Below are 15,998 nucleotides of genomic sequence, written 5' to 3'. Positions count from 1 at the left end.
TGTACCATTTTATTACCCTAGTTTTGGGTATATGATGTTACTATTAAAAAAAAATATGCGATTGATAATCTCTCTGGGGATTTCTATTTTTTTATGGCTTAGTGGAGTGATTTGTATGGCTTCGGGTATCGAACTTACAGGTACTTTATTTGTTTTTTTGGCAGTTAGTTGTATTGGATATTTACTGATTTTCTGGTTATTCAATAGAAAAAAGAAAAGAAATTCTTCTCGATTATGGACAAAAAATGAGATTAGAATCACCACGACTTTAACGGGGTTAATATGTTTTATCGGAATATTTGAATCTGAACCTAATCATCCAGAGTTTACTTCTGTTTTTGTCTTATTGTTTATTTATATTTTAGTCTTTAGCGCTGTACTTATCAGAAATTACTACCTCCAGAAAAAGGGAGCTCCCACTATTTCCAAATCAGTGATACAAAAACTAATCTTTTGGTCTTTTGTAATAGGTGGAGGAAGGACTTTGATAATGTTTGATGAATATGAGAATAATGACGCATTGATTATTATCGTTTTTATTTATTTTCCGTTGGTTTTCTTTCTAGCAACCCGTTGGATTTTCAAACAAATAAAATCAATTTTAACATTAAAAAATGAAAAAGCAAAAACCGAATTATTGCATTTAAAAAGCCAGGTAAATCCTCATTTCTTTTTTAATATGCTTAATAATTTATACGGTTGGGTAGATAAAGATTCGAAGAAAGCAAAAGAATTGATTCTTAAGCTTTCTGATATGATGCGTTATAGTATTTATGATGGACAAAAAGATGTGGTTACACTAGAAGAAGAAGTGGCATACTTAAAAAATTATATTGAGTTGCATAAAATGCGTTATCACAAAGCTATATCTGTTAATTTTAATCTTCAAATTGAAAATGAAGGATATAAAGTGATGCCTTTGCTTTTTATTATACTTTTAGAAAATGCTTTCAAGCACGGTGTAGAAAATTTAAGAGAGAATGCTTATGTTCATGTTGATATGATTGCCAGAGAAAATGAAATACGTTTTGAGGTTGAGAATAATTTTGATCCTTCAGAAAATACTGAACAATCCGGAATTGGTTTAAATAATCTGGAGCGAAGACTTGAACTCGTTTATCCTAAAAAGCATTCTATATCGTATACTGTAACAGAAGATGTTTATAAAGCGCAACTAATATTAAATCAATTATGATCAAATACTTAATTATTGATGATGAACATATAGCTCATGATATTATCAAAGGGTATTGCGATTTATTACCCAATATGAAATTGATGAAGAATTGCTATGATGCATTAGAAGCATTTGAATATTTAAATAAAAACAAGGTAGATTTAATTTTTCTGGATCTCAATATGCCAAAATTAAAAGGTTTTGAGTTCTTAAAAACGTTACCTTCTTCCCCAAAAGTTATTGTAACTACGGCGTATAAAGAATATGCTCTAGAAGGTTATGAGCTTAATATTTCTGATTATCTGCTAAAACCTTTTGGGTTCGAGCGTTTTCTAAAAGCAATAAACAAGGCAGTAAGCTCATCACCCGTAGTGCAACTCCCAACAGAAATTGCTGGAAATAGTACTTCAGCAAAAACTATTTTTCTTCACAGTAACAAAAAATATACACAAGTAGTTATTGATACTATCCAGTATATTGAAGCAGCGGGAAATTATGCTAAAGTAATTACAACAACAGAAACTATAACGGTTAGGGAGAAAATATCTGATCTCCTAGAATTGCTTCCAAAAGATTATTTTTTACAGGTACATAAATCATTTGCAGTGGCAACAAAACATATTAAAAGTATTGAAGGAAACAGAATAGGTATCGGCGATCATATTATCCCTATCGGAAAAATCTATAAAACAAATATTATCCAGTTATTAAAGTAGTAATTGCCGGAGGGTAAAAATATTCTGCTTTACTTTTTAAGAATGTTATCCTTTGCAACTGCTCTTCAATATTATTTATTTTTTTGTTTTACATCCCATTCATAATTAATTCTACGTTTCAGATATAATTTTAATGGTTCTAATTCTATTGCTTTTCTACGATGATCTACATATTCGGGATCTTTAATAAGAAAAGGCTCTAGATTTCTCTTGTTATTATACCTAAATTGCATTCCATACAACTGTAATTTGTTATCATTTACCAGTATCCTATCCTGTATTTTTGCATATTCTATACAGCTACCCTCACCTTCAAAACAATTATTTTTTATTTTTGACAAAAACTCTTTTCTCACATCATTACTCTTATGATGATTGATAATCAACAAAGGAGCATCTGCTGCTAACTTACCAACTGTCGAATATTTAGGCCATCCATGTTGATTAATGAGGCTTTTCATTTTTTCATAGTTATTTTTTGAAATTTCTTGCTTATACGCTCCTAACGGATAATACCATTGGGGTGCATGTCCTTGTTTCATAAAATGATCTTTTGCCTGATCAATATAATAATCCAACGCCTGATCTTTACTAATTAATCTAAGTAATCCTAGAGCATATTGAGGTTGTTCTAAGTTTCCTTCCTTTTCCTGATATCTTTGCAATTGTTCGCTTTCAACTTTTTGCCAACGAATATCATCAGTTAATGCGAATAAATCAGGATCTGCCAGAGCCCACAACGACGTATCACTTTTTAAAGCTATAGCTAGATAATGAAAGGCACTATCTTTTTGAAAAGTGAGTGCATAGGCACAGGCTAGATTATATATGTTCTTCCAATCTTTTGATGATGTATCAAAATCCTTTTTATAAGCTTCAATAGCTTCTTTTAATTTTCCTTTTTGTCTTAACAAATCTCCAGTCGATGATTGAGCCATACATACTGTACTCATTACAGCAATACTTAGCACTAAAATTATGTGTTTCATAAGAGCAATTAAGACTTTAACGGGTTAGAATTACTTATTCCATGTAAAATTCTGCAAACCATAAATAAACAAACTCCTAGCACAGGAGTAATTAATGTATTAGAAATTCCTTGAAAGATTAATTCTGGAGCAATCCCTCCTGTTTTTCCAATAAAATAGAAACTATGCATAAGTCCTAATAATAAAGACAGAACGCTTAGAATACCTATCCAAAAAGCAGCATTATAAATTTTTAAGTTATGATGTTTAGCCGACTCCTGATTTTCTTGATTTTTTTTAGCTTGTAATTTTTTAAAAAAATGATAACCAGCGCTAGCAGTACATATGATAAAGACAACAATAAATTTTAAATCACCACTAGCAATAAATTCTGAAAAAGGCATTCTCATAATTATAGAATTTGTATTTATATTTCTTCAAATTTAGTCGCCAAAGGTGATTGCTTTTAAGGTTTGGTGATAAATGACATGATTAAATGGGGTTTTAACAAGTTTACCTCGTTTTTAATGATTACAATATGGTTAAAAATAAAAGCCTTACTAGATAGCAAGGCTTTAAAATCAGTTAAAATAGATGTGTTTATTTTAGTTGCTTTTCCAATTGTTCTTTATAAGCACCTAATTCTTCAGGATGATATTTCTCAACTAGCAGTAATGCTTTTTTCGCTATTTCTGATGCTAACTTAGCATCTCCTTTTGTCTGATATGCCTCTGCCAGCAGCATATGCAAATTGGCTGAATTGGGATAATACCCTATACCAAGTTCTAAGAGGTCGATAACCTGTTTATTTGTACCCCATTTCTTTGCAGCATAGGCCTTACCAGACAAATAATAACCATACGAATGCCCATCTTCTACAGGATAAATATCGAAACCATAAATTGCGGATAACTTATCATAATACTTCTTATAATAATTTTGTGCGTAGTTTTCATTTTTGTCCCAACCCATCCAACCAGGATTCCTCCATAAACTATTAGGATAAATTGTTGCAAAACCATTTCTAATTCCAGCCAAAGACATTAAATAGTGTTCTTCATTTTCTAGGATATCAAGTTTAATAGTCGCATTTGTAGTTTGGATATTTTCTAATTTTTGTTTTGCATCAGTATATGCTGCTTTTGCATTCGGGTGTTGAATTAAATCATTATCTGCTCTACCTAAATAGAGGGTGTTTTTGGGATAATTTGGATCATTTGTTTTAGACAGTATTTCATCAAACAATTCCTCCCCTTCCTTTCTATTCCATTCTAAATGTGCTGATAACGCTATATACCCTTTAAACATATTTGGCTCAGATAAAAATGCTTCAAATAAAAATCCATTGGTTGGTGATAATCCAATAATTGTTCGATGAGAGTTTACTCTATAGCTTTTATCGATATATGGAATAAGTTCTTTCTTAAAAAATTCAATATATTTTTCAGGAATCCCATTCCATTTTTTGTAACCAAGTTCTTTTCGTTTTTCAAATTCTCCATTCGAGAGTCCAATTATAATTGATTGAGGCATCTTACTTCGAGCTGCCATATATTTTGTAATTGTACCCGCAGCTTCAAACAAAAACTCAGCTTCCAATACATAAACAACAGGATAACTATGTACTCGTTCATCGTATTTATGAGGTAATGAAATGTATATTTCTTTTTCTTCTCCCAATACATTGGAGTGTATCTTAAATTTTTGTCCTATAATAATTGGTTCTCCACTATTAATTGTCTCCTTTTGTAAATCTTTAGGTATTGACTGCTGTGCTTCAGTACATCTGCTATTAAGGAACATTAATATTGCTAGAACTAAAATTTTGAATAGTTTCATTTGTTCGTATTTATTGTTTCAAGTCATCAGGTCTTACTTTATGAATAACCTCTGCGCTTACCCAATAAAAGTTTGATAATCCACCTTTTTCGTTATATCTGCCAAAAAATAAAAATTTACCATCTGGAGTAATACTAGGGCATGTTTCAGCAAAATTAGAATTTACTTCATTTCCAAGGCTAATTGGTTTTGACCATGTCCCGTCTTTCTTCTTAAAATAGACATAAATATCGCTGTCTTTTCTTGTGTCATCTTCCTTATTTCGTGCATTTACCACTAAAAAATCTTGAGACGGGGAAATAAAACCGTGAAAACCAGATTCAATTCCAACTTCATGTACTTGGGGAAATTTGCCATTTTTATTAGGCGCATAATACATTTTTCGTTTTGACACATTGGTATAAAATAAATCTCCGTTTTTCGCCTCATTCGAATAAAAAACAAAATCTTCATTTATAGGTGAATCAAGCTGTATAGCATCACTCCAGGAATTCTTGAAACGGTTTACATACCAAGTTTTAACTGATTCTTTATGGTGAGGCGATGTAAAAGAGTCATGGGCTGCAAAATGAATCTTTTTACCATTAGGACTAACAAATGGATGCATTTCACCAACTTTTTTGCCTTTTGTAAAGTTTGCTTTTTTAGGATTTGTCCATTTTTTGTCTTCGAATTTTGAAAAATATATACTTGGATCTTCGTCTTCTTTATTAGCTGAAAAATATACTTCATCTAAATCAGGAGAAAACGAAATACCATGTTCATATCTTCCATTTATTGAAATAATTCCAGGTGCAAAAATTTCAGGAATTAAGCCCGGTGGATCTTGTCCAAAATAAGATACTTCTGTAGTTTGTGAGTCACTGTCTTTTGAATTCTGTTTTTTAGTATTACAAGCACTTAAAAATAGTGCAAATACAAGTGTTAAAAATATAAAGTTGTAATTTCTCATTGTAAAAATTTTTATAATGTTTGGTAACATATAGACTACAGGATAGCCATGTACTCATTCATCATATTTATTGTTCTAATGTACTCGATTAGTTTCTATTACTTCGTTGTACTTGTCGATCTTTATGTCCAGATTTTCCATTAAACTTGTATACAAAACTCAATGACCATCTTGCGCCATTACGACTTCTTACCTGGTTTACAAAAAAATCTGTACCCGTTATCTCTTGTCGAGTTTTACGACTATCAAAAACATTACTAACATTAAAGATCAAATTCGCTTTATTTTTAAATAATTTTTTACTGGCTCCCAAGTTCAGATATGAAATTGATTTTCTTTTAGATTGAGCATTACCTCTTTCTCCCTGGTAATTAAACCTACTCTGAATTGAAATACCATGTTTAAGCCTTATTCTGGTACTTAAAGAAGTTTGCCATGTTTCATCAGAGAAGTCCAGTTTTTGTGTCCCAGCTGTACCTTCCTGGCTAAAACGATAGGCATTAAAATCTCCATTAAAACTAAGCCATTTTAGTGGATTATAAGAAGCTGAAAGCTCAAAACCATATCGTTTTTCTAAATCTAAATTGATAATTGTACTTACAAAAATACCGTCATCATTCTGAGTAGTATACCATTGTGTATCATCTGTAGTATAGGAATAATAAATACTTGGATTTATGGTGAATTTTGTTCCTTTTTGTAAAAGCGATACTTCTACAGCATCAGTAAATGCAGATTTTAATGTTGGATTACCAAAAAATCGGGTATTAAAATCTTCAAGTTCAGAAAATGGATTTAATTGCCATAATGAAGGTCTGTTTATTCTTTTACTATAACTTACTTGAAGATTTGTTTTTTCACCAATAGCATATCCTAAGTTTAACGTAGGAAATAGATTCGTAAAAGTATTAGTGTTATTAAAACTACCTTCCTCATCCTTGATGTTGATATTAGTATCTTCTATTCTTAAACCTAGTAAATAACTAAAGTTACCTATCTTACTTCCGTATTGAACATATCCTCCAATAATTCGTTCGTCGTATGCAATCTCATTATCCAGGTTATCTAATAGTTGATAGTTACCATTTACAAACTCTTCGGCAATAAATCCATCGGTTACATGCCTGTTTTCAAACTTAGCTCCGATTTCCAGTTTTGTATTTTCTCCAAAAGGAGTTACAAAATCAGATTGTAAAACAATATCATTATTCTTGTTTGTAGATTTTGTTCTTAAATTTGATATTGGAGTAATTGTAGGCGTCACTTTTTGAGTGCGTACCCCCCATTTTTTTGTACTATCCCAGAAATCATACTGCAGATCAAAAGTCAATTTACGCCCTTCTTTAACAAAGGTTTTGGTATAATTCATTTCAAGCTGGTTATAAGACCTTTTTTCTTTAGAATTTCCTAAAGTTGTTAATATGCTATCGATAGCTGCCGTAGTAGAGGTATACCCATAAGAAAGCATTGTTTCATCAGTATCTTCTGTTTGGTTTCTATAAAAAGCAGCTGTGATAGCATTGTTTTCATTGAGATAGTAGTCTGCACCAACATAAATTAATTTTCCATCATCATGTCTGTCCTGATCTTCACGTTGGTCTAAATGTACAGTGGTATTATTTCTTGTAGATGTTTGTTGTTTAGTATACTCTCCTTCATAATCTGTATATCGTATTCCGGCATTAGCAAAAAAGTTGAATTTATCTGCTTTATAGCTAAAACTACCATATAATCTATAATCATCTGGAGTTCCTACAACCCCTCTTAATTGTCCTGTTAATCCTCCTTTGGTATTCTTCTTAAGAATAATATTAATGATCCCCGCAGATCCTGAAGCATCATATCTTGCAGAAGGAGTAGTGATTACCTCTACCCGATCTACATTATCAGATGGAATTTGTTCTAATGCCTGGGCAGATGTTAAACCAGAACGTCTGCCATTAATTAAAATAGTAACATTGGCATTACCTCTTAATTGTACCGTTCCTGATGGATCTACCGCAACAGATGGTACATTACCTAATACATCAGTAACCGAACCACTTTGTGATAATATATCTTTACCTACTTTAAATACCTTTTTGTCTAAACGTAAAGAAACTTGTGATACCTCGGTAGTAATTTTTACTTCATCTAGTGAAACAGTTTCTTCTAATAACAGGATAGGTTTTAGATTTATTTTTTGACGAGATTCTTTGATTTCTAATGGTTCTGAGTGTGCCTGAAACCCAGTATATGTTATTTCTAAGTTATACTTCCCGACAGGAATATCCATAATAATATATACTCCTTCCTCATTAGTAATTACTCCTTCAACTAATTGCTGTGTAGCATCTTTTAAAACTACTGATGCAAATGGTAAAGCTTCATTTGTGATATTCTCAATTACTTTTCCGGTAATCTCTGCTTTTCCAGTTTTTGATTGTTGTGCCATAGTACAGGTTACTGAAAACCAGACTATCATTAAGGCTTTTAAATTTTGTTTCATCTGTTATTACTTGTTTTTAGTTATCAGATGGAATTGCCAGTATTCATATAGATTATGGCATATCACATACTGTCGATTTTTAATTGATGAGAGTAAAACTCGGTTTTAGTCAGTATCTTTTCAAGGTATTTTTCATCAACTGCTCTATATATGGATGAACAGCTCTAAGAAGTCCTGTTTTTAAGTTAATTTTACTTCATACTATTTATGATGCATGAATTTTAAATTATTATATCGCCTTCTTATTTTTATCACTGTTATATTAGTGAGTTCTTGTTCCAGATCTAAGTATTACAAGACACATGATTCTGTATATATGCTCGGTGATCAATCGCAATGGGCAACTAAAGATTGGGATCACCAACAATGGAAAAATGAGGTAGTCGTAACGGGAGGAGAAGTTTTTTGGTCCAGAACCGAAGTTGAAATTACAGAAGCCCCAGAATTATTTCAACGTTATGGAGTATTTATAAATACTTTTGGAGAATATGATCTCTTTTGGGATGGAGTACTCATTGGAAAAAATGGAAATCCAGGGCAAGAAGCTACTCATGAACCTTCAGGTGAATTATGGGCTACTTTTAGCATACCCGATACTCTAGCAACAAAAGGGTCACATGTAGTGGCTTTAAAAACTAGCTTATATTATTTTCCCAATCACTGGAGAAAACTTTATATACATGTTGACGATTATGATCATTTGGTACGATCAGAACTTATTAATACAGCATTTATGCATATTTTTGCTGGTGCTTTCCTAATTGCTTCTCTTTACTTCTTTTTCCTTTTTCTAAGCGAAAAAAAGGGATATCCAATCTTAATCTTTAGCATTAATTGTTTTTTGTTTTTTGCTCTGATTATGATGGAGTACGTTAAGTTTTATATCCCTATTCATTATAGTCAGCATCATATTAGATTAGAGATTATAGGAGGGTTAACATTTTGTATTGCCATTTTGGTGCCTTTATATTTTTCATTACAATTTCCTTTTCCTAAACGGAAAACTGTATTAATAACATATATAGGAGTATTATTATTTGTTTTTTTAATCAATCACTATAGTTATGATTTAACTGCCTATAATATGGCAATGACCATGTGGTTTTTTTCTTTTGGGATTATACTTTTTGGGGCTTATAAAAAAACGAAAGGAGCTATTATAGTACTATTAGCGTTATTATCCTGCGCTCTTATAAATGCTATTACTTATTACGATATCAGTCTTTTTGCCGGTTTTGGTATTATCCTTCTAGGCATGTTTTATATCCTCTCTGTGAGAACAAAAGAACAACGACTTGCTTATGAAGAATCTTTGGTACAGTCTACCCGCCTTCGACTAGAATTACTTAAAAAGAATATTCAACCTCATTTTTTGATGAATACCCTTACTTCATTAATAGATTGGGTTGAAGAGTCTCCACAAAAAGGTGTTGCTTTTATAGAAGCACTGGCACAGGAATTTAAACTTTTTAACCAAATAGAAAATCAAACTCTAATTCCTATTGGTCAGGAAATAGAATTATGCCGTACGCACCTTAATATTATGGAATATCGAAAGGAAATAAAATATCATTGGGAAGAAGAAAATATAGATCCAAATCAAAAAATACCTCCGGGAATACTACATACCTTATTAGAAAATGGAATAACCCATAGCCTTGCTAATGAAAATAATAGTGTAACATTCAAATTAATTTTTGAAACCGGTGATACTTATAAAACCTATACATTTTTAACAATTGCCAAAGTGAGAGATCTAGAAAAAAAGATAATAGAAGGCACAGGAATTAAATATATAAAAGCAAGACTAACTGAAAGCTATGCTTCTAAATGGAATTTTTCTTCTGAAGCTATTCCAAACGGTTGGAAAAACAGTATAAAAATAGATAACTAGCCCTATGAATATACTAATAGTTGAAGATGAAGCCAGAATTGCTAAGAGAATTGAAAGAATGACCAGAGAATTCTTTACAAATACTCTGCATTCATTACATCGCGTAGAAACACTACCTGAAGCACTAGAATTTATTAAAAATAATTCATTGGATATCGTACTTCTGGATTTAAATCTTAATGGAGAAAGTGGGTTTGATATCCTTGGTACAGCAGTCTCAGAATCGTTTCATACCGTTATCATTTCTGCAAATAGTGAACAGGCAATATCTGCTTTTGAATATGGTGTACTAGACTTTGTACCTAAGCCTTTTAGCATGGACAGATTAGAGCAGGCCTTTAACAGGGTATTGTCGAAAGAAAAGACAGAAACTCATAAGATTAAACTTTTGGCAGTTAAGAAAAAAGGTCGAATACAACTGATCCCAATTGAAGATGTACTTTTTATAAAGGGAGCGGGTGCATATACAGAACTTTTTCTTACTAATGGAAGAAAAGAATTACATGATAAAACCCTCGAAAAACTGGAGCAACTGCTACCAGAAACTTTTGAGCGTATTCATAAATCATATCTAGTAAAAATGTCTGAGATAAAAGAAATTATTGTGAAATCAGGTAGTAAGTATATTGCAGAATTAAAAAATGGAGAGCTTATTCCCATCGGAAGAACAAAATATAAAGACATAAAAGCTAAATGGCTTTAGTTTTTTTTATGATTTCTCTTTAAGTTTATACATCATATATATAAATGCTATAAAAACCATAAATGCACACGTATACATAATTAGTGGGATTTTAGAAATCATATCTTGATAATACCATCCAGAAAAGAAAGCCCCCAAACCAATACCCGCTTCTAGCGCAATGTACATTGTAGCCATTGCTTTCCCTCTATGATTAGGGTCACTCATATCCACAGTCCAGGCGTTTAATGTTGGAGATAGTATTCCCATCGCTAATCCATAGAAAACTGATGCAATAAGCAATCCATTAGCCGTATCCAGGAAGCCGATTAGGATGAGTGCCAAAAATAAAATGATAAGGCTTATAATAATTATAATTTTTCGTCCATAATTATCTGATACTTTCCTCGTCATAAATCGAATACACAACGAAGAAATAGTAAAAACAATAAAAAATGTCCCTTTATTAATAATACCCAAATGATCACTCCAATCTGGAATTAAAGTTAAAATAACTCCAAAAGCTATATAACATAAAAAAGTTACAATTGCCGATGGCAGAACCTCTATTGCAATGATGTCATTTTTTGAAATCTTGAGAATAGATTTATTAAAGTGCTGGGGAGTTTTAAGGGTTTCTTTTGCATTTACGACTAAAGCGACAGATATGAAAGCAACTAATGAAGAGCTATAGAACAGTACATCAAAAGAATAATACATTTTGATAAAACTCCCCAGAGCTGGCCCCAAAGCCAGACCTGTACTAAAACATAAACCTTGTATCCCGAAAGCTTCTCCCCAACGTTCTTTGGGAACAATATCTGCTATGTATGCAGAAATTGCTGTTGGGCTAAAACCAGTAGAGAAACCATGTAATAGTCTTAAAAAAAGAAAACCAGAAATAGTAGTTAGCACAGGGTATAAAAAACCACATATTAAACATACAATTATACCAATAGTCATTACTGGTTTGCGACCGATTGTATCTGTGATTTTACCACTAAAAGGCCTTGATAAACCTGCCGTAAGTGTAAATAAAGAAATGATTAACCCTTTATATTCTGCCCCACCAAGACTACTTAAATACGCAGGTAATTCTGGGATTAGCATATTATAGCTCGCTGAAAAGAATAAAGAGCTTAAGCTAATCAATGCAAAATTAATCGTATAGATAGAATGCTTCTTATTAATCATCCAATACGACTTTATAATATGTATTAATTAATAATTCAGAATACTCCCACAAGCTATTAGAACCTTTATTTATAGTTTTTGTTTTTTCGTGTACTTTTTGGTATTCAACATCAAAATCATGCCATGTACCGCCACTATTAGAATCATTCTGAAGAGTAGGCTCAAATCTATCTAATGCTTTGGCAAATTTTGCCTCATTAGTTTTTCCTTCTTCAAACTCTAACCAAATTTCTATTAGTTCCTTTGATTGTTCCTCTGGAAGTATTCCAAATATTCGCTTAGCAGATTTTAGCTCTTCTTCAGTATTTACATGGTTTTTTACAGTATCATAAATAAAAATATCACCTGTATCTATTTCAACAATATCATGAATCAATACCATTTTTAAAACTTTAAGAATATCAATAGATGCATTAGAATGCTCTGCCAAAACAAGTGCCATCATAGCCAAATGCCAACTATGTTCTGCATCATTTTCTCGTCTATTACTATTAAATAATTTGGTTTGACGTTGAATGTATTTGATTTTATCGATTTCTTTAATAAATTCTATCTGTTTTAATAATCTTTCCATTTGCAATATTTTATCCCTTTTTATTGTATAATTTTACTGAGTTCAAAGAAATAATTTGTTGAATTAAATAAAAAGGACAAATGTCCAAGTACAAGAAAAAATGATAAGAACGGACCAGGAATTATTGGATTATATTGATATTCTTTGTCGTTTGGATATTAACTATTTTATTGAAGAAAGATTTCTGCCAAAACAAAAAATAATAGAACAAGATAAAAGATATGCTTCTGTTTTTATTATTAAAGAGGGCATCACAAAATGTTATTTGTCTGATGAAAATGGAAAAGATTTTATTCAGGAGTTCCTGGGCAAAGGAATGAAATTTGGAGAATTAGAAGTCTTTAGTGGTAAATTAAGTTTTTGTAGTATTGAAGCAATTACAAGACTAGAAGTTTATAAAATTTCATATACAAATTTTAATTACTTATTAGAGCAAGACAAAAGATTTAATAGATTGGTTATGAAAGCTATGGCAGTTAAAATTAGTTATAAGGCGCCAAGACATTCTTACCAACAATCCTATACCATAGAAGATAATATTCTAAAGCTTGAAGAAGCCTTCCCGGAGCTTACTGAAGTGATTTCTAAAAAAGATATCGCTAATTATATGGGAATTACCTTAAGAAGCTTAAACAGGGTATTGATGAAATTAAATGATAAGAATAATAAATAAATTAAATAAGCGTGCATCCCAATAATATTCATAATAAACCATATGATTTTACAACACTAATTAATGTGCATGAAGCATTAGAAGCTTTTGTCTTTATCAATACATTTGGGAATAGCACAATAGATTTCTCTGACCAAAAAGCAGTTTTGGAGTTAAACAGAGCTATTTTAAAGCATTATTATGGATTAAAGGATTGGAGTATCCCTAAAGATTATCTCTGCCCTCCTATTCCCGGGAGAGTGGATTATATACATCATTTGGCTGATATGCTGGCAAAAGAAGAAGTTACTACCAAAATAAAGGGCTTAGATATTGGCATGGGTGCCAATTGTATTTATCCCATTTTAGGGGCACAAGTATATGATTGGTATATGGTAGGAGCAGATATTGATGAAAAAGCGGTGATATCTGCAAAAAACAATATTAAAATAAATCAACAGCTAAGTGATACTATTGAAATAAGACACCAGACTAACAATGCGAATATATTTGAAGGAATTATAAAAAATGAGGAATTCTTTGATTTTACGATGTGTAATCCTCCATTTCATGCCTCACAAAAAGAAGCTTCTAAAGGGACACTTAGAAAGTTAAAGAATTTAGGGATTTCAGAAAATATTGAACTTAATTTTGGAGGTCAAGCCAATGAACTCTGGTGTAATGGTGGTGAAGCCCTATTCTTAAAACGAATGATAAAACAAAGCGTTACTTTTGCTAAACAAGTTGGTTTTTTTACAAGTCTAGTTTCTAAAAAAGAGCATCTTCCTAAATTAGAGAAACAATTAAATAAACTGAAGGCAACACATACTACCATTGCAATGGAGCAGGGTAATAAAAGAAGCCGACTTATTGTTTGGAAATTTTAGAGACTAATCTTCTGGTGGTCTCCCATGAATTTCTTCAAACAAAGTATCAAAATTATCACGTAAATGGGTACTTAGTTTCTTTCGATAATCATCTTTTAACCAAGTCAAGAAATTATGAGTACTCTTACTGATACATTTAGCATAGGCCTGAATTCTATAATTAATATCCTCTCCCAGCATTTTAGCTAACCCCAATGCGTCATAAATATCTTCACTATTTTCGACACATATCTTGGCGTGCTGAGCTATAGATTGCTCCAATACAACCTTAGATGATTGGCCATTCTTTACAGATTGTATATATGTCTCTTTGATATCAAAATATACTTCTTCAGAATTAGCAAACTCTGCTCTTAATTCTGCTGGCATCTCATGTCTAAACTTCCCTTCAATCTCCTCATCATTAAGGAGTTTATCCATATAATAATTTGGTGAATTAAATATTTTTTGCCAATCCAAATCTGCTCCCCATGGTCCAAAACGATAGAGATTATTTCCTAAATCAATTACAGAAAACTTAGATTTGTTTTTAAGAATACGAGAACCACGACCAATCATTTGATAATATAAAGTCAAAGATTTGGTAGCTCTATTCAAGATAATTGTATCTACCGTAGGTTCATCAAATCCTGTAGTTAAGATACTTACCGATGTTAAAATAGCATTAGGTGTTTCTTTAAACCATTTTAGGATTTGACTTCTCTGTTTTTTTGTGGCCGTATTATCTAAGTGTGCAATGGGAAATCCTGCTGCTCTAAATGTATCAAAAACATGTAATGAAGTATTAATTCCATTATTAAAAATTAGCGTTTTCTTACCCAAAGAATGTTTTTTATATGCGTCTAGTAATTTACCCAGCATATCTTGATTTGTGTACAGGTCTTCTGATGATTTTACTGTATAATCTCCATTGGATCCAACCTCTAAAGATGTCAATCCCATATTATAAGCAAAGACTTCTGCGCGAGCAAGAAATTCATTCTCGATTAAAGATTCTATCGTTTCACCAACAATCAATTCATTATAGTTATCCTTCATCGGCAATTTCATATTCGAACTCAATGGTGTAGCCGTAACTCCTAAAATAAACGATTTTTCAAAAAACTTAAATAATTTGGTAAAAGAGTTATAATGTGCTTCATCAATAATGACTAAACCAATGTCTGAGATATCAAGCTTATCTTCATTTAGTCTATTATTTAAAGTTTCTACCATAGCCACAAAACAACTATACTCCTCCTGATCATCAAGATTTGCTTTGCTATCAACTACTTTATTAATTACCCCAAACCCGGTTAGCATTTTAGATGTTTGCTTACACAGTTCTATACGATGTGTCATCACTAACACTTTTTTGTTATGATGTTTAAGGTATTGTCTTACTATTTCAGAAAAAATCACTGTCTTACCACCACCAGTTGGTAGTTGATATAACAGATGATAATCTTCTGGAGCGTCTTCAAAACTTTTAAAAATCTTATTGATTGCTCCTTTTTGGTAACTGTATAATTCTTTACCGGTTTTTCTTTCTTCTGACTCTGTAGTCATCTCAGACATAACTTTTCATTTTTTTAGGCCTGTAAAATTAATGCCTTTCAGGAGTTTTGAAAGGATTTTGTCTTAAAAAATGATAAACTTTATAAGAAATGTTCTTTCAGCGTATTATAAAGAAAGAGGCCCATCAATAATGATGGGCCTCTTGATACAAAATTTAAGCGTATATGTTTAGATAACTTTTACGTTTACTGCATTCAATCCTTTGTTACCTTCTTTAAGGTCGTACTCTACTTCATCGCCTTCACGAATCTCATCGACTAATCCAGAAATGTGAACAAAATACTCTTGGTTTGAACCTTCTTCTTTAATAAAACCGAAACCTTTGGCATCGTTGAAGAATTTTACTGTTCCTTTACTCATTGTAATATAATTTAATTTTAATAATTACTTTATGCATTTCAAATATGATGCCATAAAT

15 protein-coding genes are annotated in these 15,998 nt (G+C 31.6%); 6 read left to right on the top strand and 9 right to left on the bottom strand.

Annotation, left to right across the window (positions count from 1 at the left end):
- The first annotated feature begins 55 nt into the window (after positions 1-55).
- Positions 56-1,195, top strand: a complete 1,140-nt coding sequence (locus tag AAFU52_RS21860; RefSeq protein ID WP_438423546.1) for a sensor histidine kinase — start codon at positions 56-58, stop codon at positions 1,193-1,195.
- Positions 1,192-1,893, top strand: coding sequence for a LytR/AlgR family response regulator transcription factor (locus AAFU52_RS21855; protein WP_024770169.1), 702 nt, complete (start codon positions 1,192-1,194; stop codon positions 1,891-1,893). Before AAFU52_RS21860 ends, AAFU52_RS21855 begins: the two co-directional genes overlap by 4 nt.
- Before the next feature lie 71 nt (positions 1,894-1,964).
- Here the strand turns inward: AAFU52_RS21855 and AAFU52_RS21850 are convergent, their stop codons facing one another.
- The 5 genes from AAFU52_RS21850 to AAFU52_RS21830 form a co-directional block, all read right to left on the bottom strand.
- Positions 1,965-2,882: a DUF6624 domain-containing protein gene (locus tag AAFU52_RS21850; RefSeq protein ID WP_438423545.1), complete on the bottom strand. Its 918-nt coding sequence runs from the start codon at positions 2,880-2,882 to the stop codon at positions 1,965-1,967.
- An 8-nt stretch (positions 2,883-2,890) separates the two neighbouring features.
- A complete protein-coding gene (locus AAFU52_RS21845) occupies positions 2,891-3,271 on the bottom strand; it encodes a hypothetical protein (protein ID WP_438423544.1) in 381 nt (126 codons plus the stop codon).
- Between the two features lie 190 nt (positions 3,272-3,461).
- On the bottom strand, positions 3,462-4,700 hold the full coding sequence (locus AAFU52_RS21840) for an alpha/beta hydrolase (RefSeq protein ID WP_084050269.1): 1,239 nt from the start codon (positions 4,698-4,700) through the stop codon (positions 3,462-3,464).
- A gap of 10 nt (positions 4,701-4,710) precedes the next feature.
- Positions 4,711-5,652 (bottom strand): hypothetical protein, encoded by a 942-nt coding sequence (locus AAFU52_RS21835; RefSeq protein WP_438423543.1) that lies wholly within the window; start codon positions 5,650-5,652, stop codon positions 4,711-4,713.
- Positions 5,653-5,740: 88 nt separating this feature from the next.
- The gene (locus AAFU52_RS21830; protein WP_024770164.1) at positions 5,741-8,140 is read right to left on the bottom strand and encodes a TonB-dependent receptor domain-containing protein; all 2,400 of its coding nucleotides are present in this window, start codon (positions 8,138-8,140) and stop codon (positions 5,741-5,743) included.
- A 214-nt stretch (positions 8,141-8,354) separates the two neighbouring features.
- On the opposite strand from AAFU52_RS21830, the gene AAFU52_RS21825 reads away from it, so the two are divergent.
- Both AAFU52_RS21825 and AAFU52_RS21820 read left to right on the top strand, forming a co-directional pair.
- Entirely contained in the window at positions 8,355-10,034 is a 1,680-nt protein-coding gene (locus tag AAFU52_RS21825) for a histidine kinase (RefSeq protein WP_438423542.1), read from the top strand.
- Between the two features lie 4 nt (positions 10,035-10,038).
- Complete coding sequence (locus AAFU52_RS21820; RefSeq protein WP_024770162.1) at positions 10,039-10,737, top strand: LytR/AlgR family response regulator transcription factor; 699 nt, start codon at positions 10,039-10,041, stop codon at positions 10,735-10,737.
- A 6-nt stretch (positions 10,738-10,743) separates the two neighbouring features.
- Here the strand turns inward: AAFU52_RS21820 and AAFU52_RS21815 are convergent, their stop codons facing one another.
- Together AAFU52_RS21815 and AAFU52_RS21810 are read right to left on the bottom strand one after the other, a co-directional pair.
- Entirely contained in the window at positions 10,744-11,910 is a 1,167-nt protein-coding gene (locus tag AAFU52_RS21815; RefSeq protein WP_438423541.1) for an MFS transporter, read from the bottom strand.
- Positions 11,903-12,484, bottom strand: coding sequence for an HD domain-containing protein (locus AAFU52_RS21810; protein ID WP_438423540.1), 582 nt, complete (start codon positions 12,482-12,484; stop codon positions 11,903-11,905). The genes AAFU52_RS21815 and AAFU52_RS21810 overlap by 8 nt, the downstream gene beginning before the upstream one ends.
- Positions 12,485-12,584: 100 nt before the next feature.
- Here AAFU52_RS21810 and AAFU52_RS21805 point away from each other — a divergent pair, with 100 nt between their 5' ends.
- A complete protein-coding gene (locus tag AAFU52_RS21805) occupies positions 12,585-13,157 on the top strand; it encodes a Crp/Fnr family transcriptional regulator (RefSeq protein WP_438423539.1) in 573 nt (190 codons plus the stop codon).
- 11 nt (positions 13,158-13,168) lie between these two features.
- A complete protein-coding gene (rlmF, locus tag AAFU52_RS21800) occupies positions 13,169-14,023 on the top strand; it encodes a 23S rRNA (adenine(1618)-N(6))-methyltransferase RlmF (RefSeq protein WP_438423538.1) in 855 nt (284 codons plus the stop codon).
- Positions 14,024-14,026: 3 nt separating this feature from the next.
- On the opposite strand, the gene AAFU52_RS21795 is transcribed toward rlmF, so the two are convergent.
- Together AAFU52_RS21795 and AAFU52_RS21790 are read right to left on the bottom strand one after the other, a co-directional pair.
- Entirely contained in the window at positions 14,027-15,580 is a 1,554-nt protein-coding gene (locus AAFU52_RS21795; protein WP_438423537.1) for a DEAD/DEAH box helicase, read from the bottom strand.
- 168 nt (positions 15,581-15,748) lie between these two features.
- A complete protein-coding gene (locus AAFU52_RS21790) occupies positions 15,749-15,940 on the bottom strand; it encodes a cold-shock protein (protein WP_024770156.1) in 192 nt (63 codons plus the stop codon).
- Positions 15,941-15,998: the final 58 nt, after the last annotated feature.

It is taken from the genome of Aquimarina macrocephali (assembly GCF_051627225.1).
Classification (GTDB): Bacteria; Bacteroidota; Bacteroidia; order Flavobacteriales; family Flavobacteriaceae; genus Aquimarina; species Aquimarina macrocephali.
The sequence above is the reverse complement of the archived record's forward strand: the minus strand, read 5'-3'. Positions and strand labels throughout refer to the sequence as shown.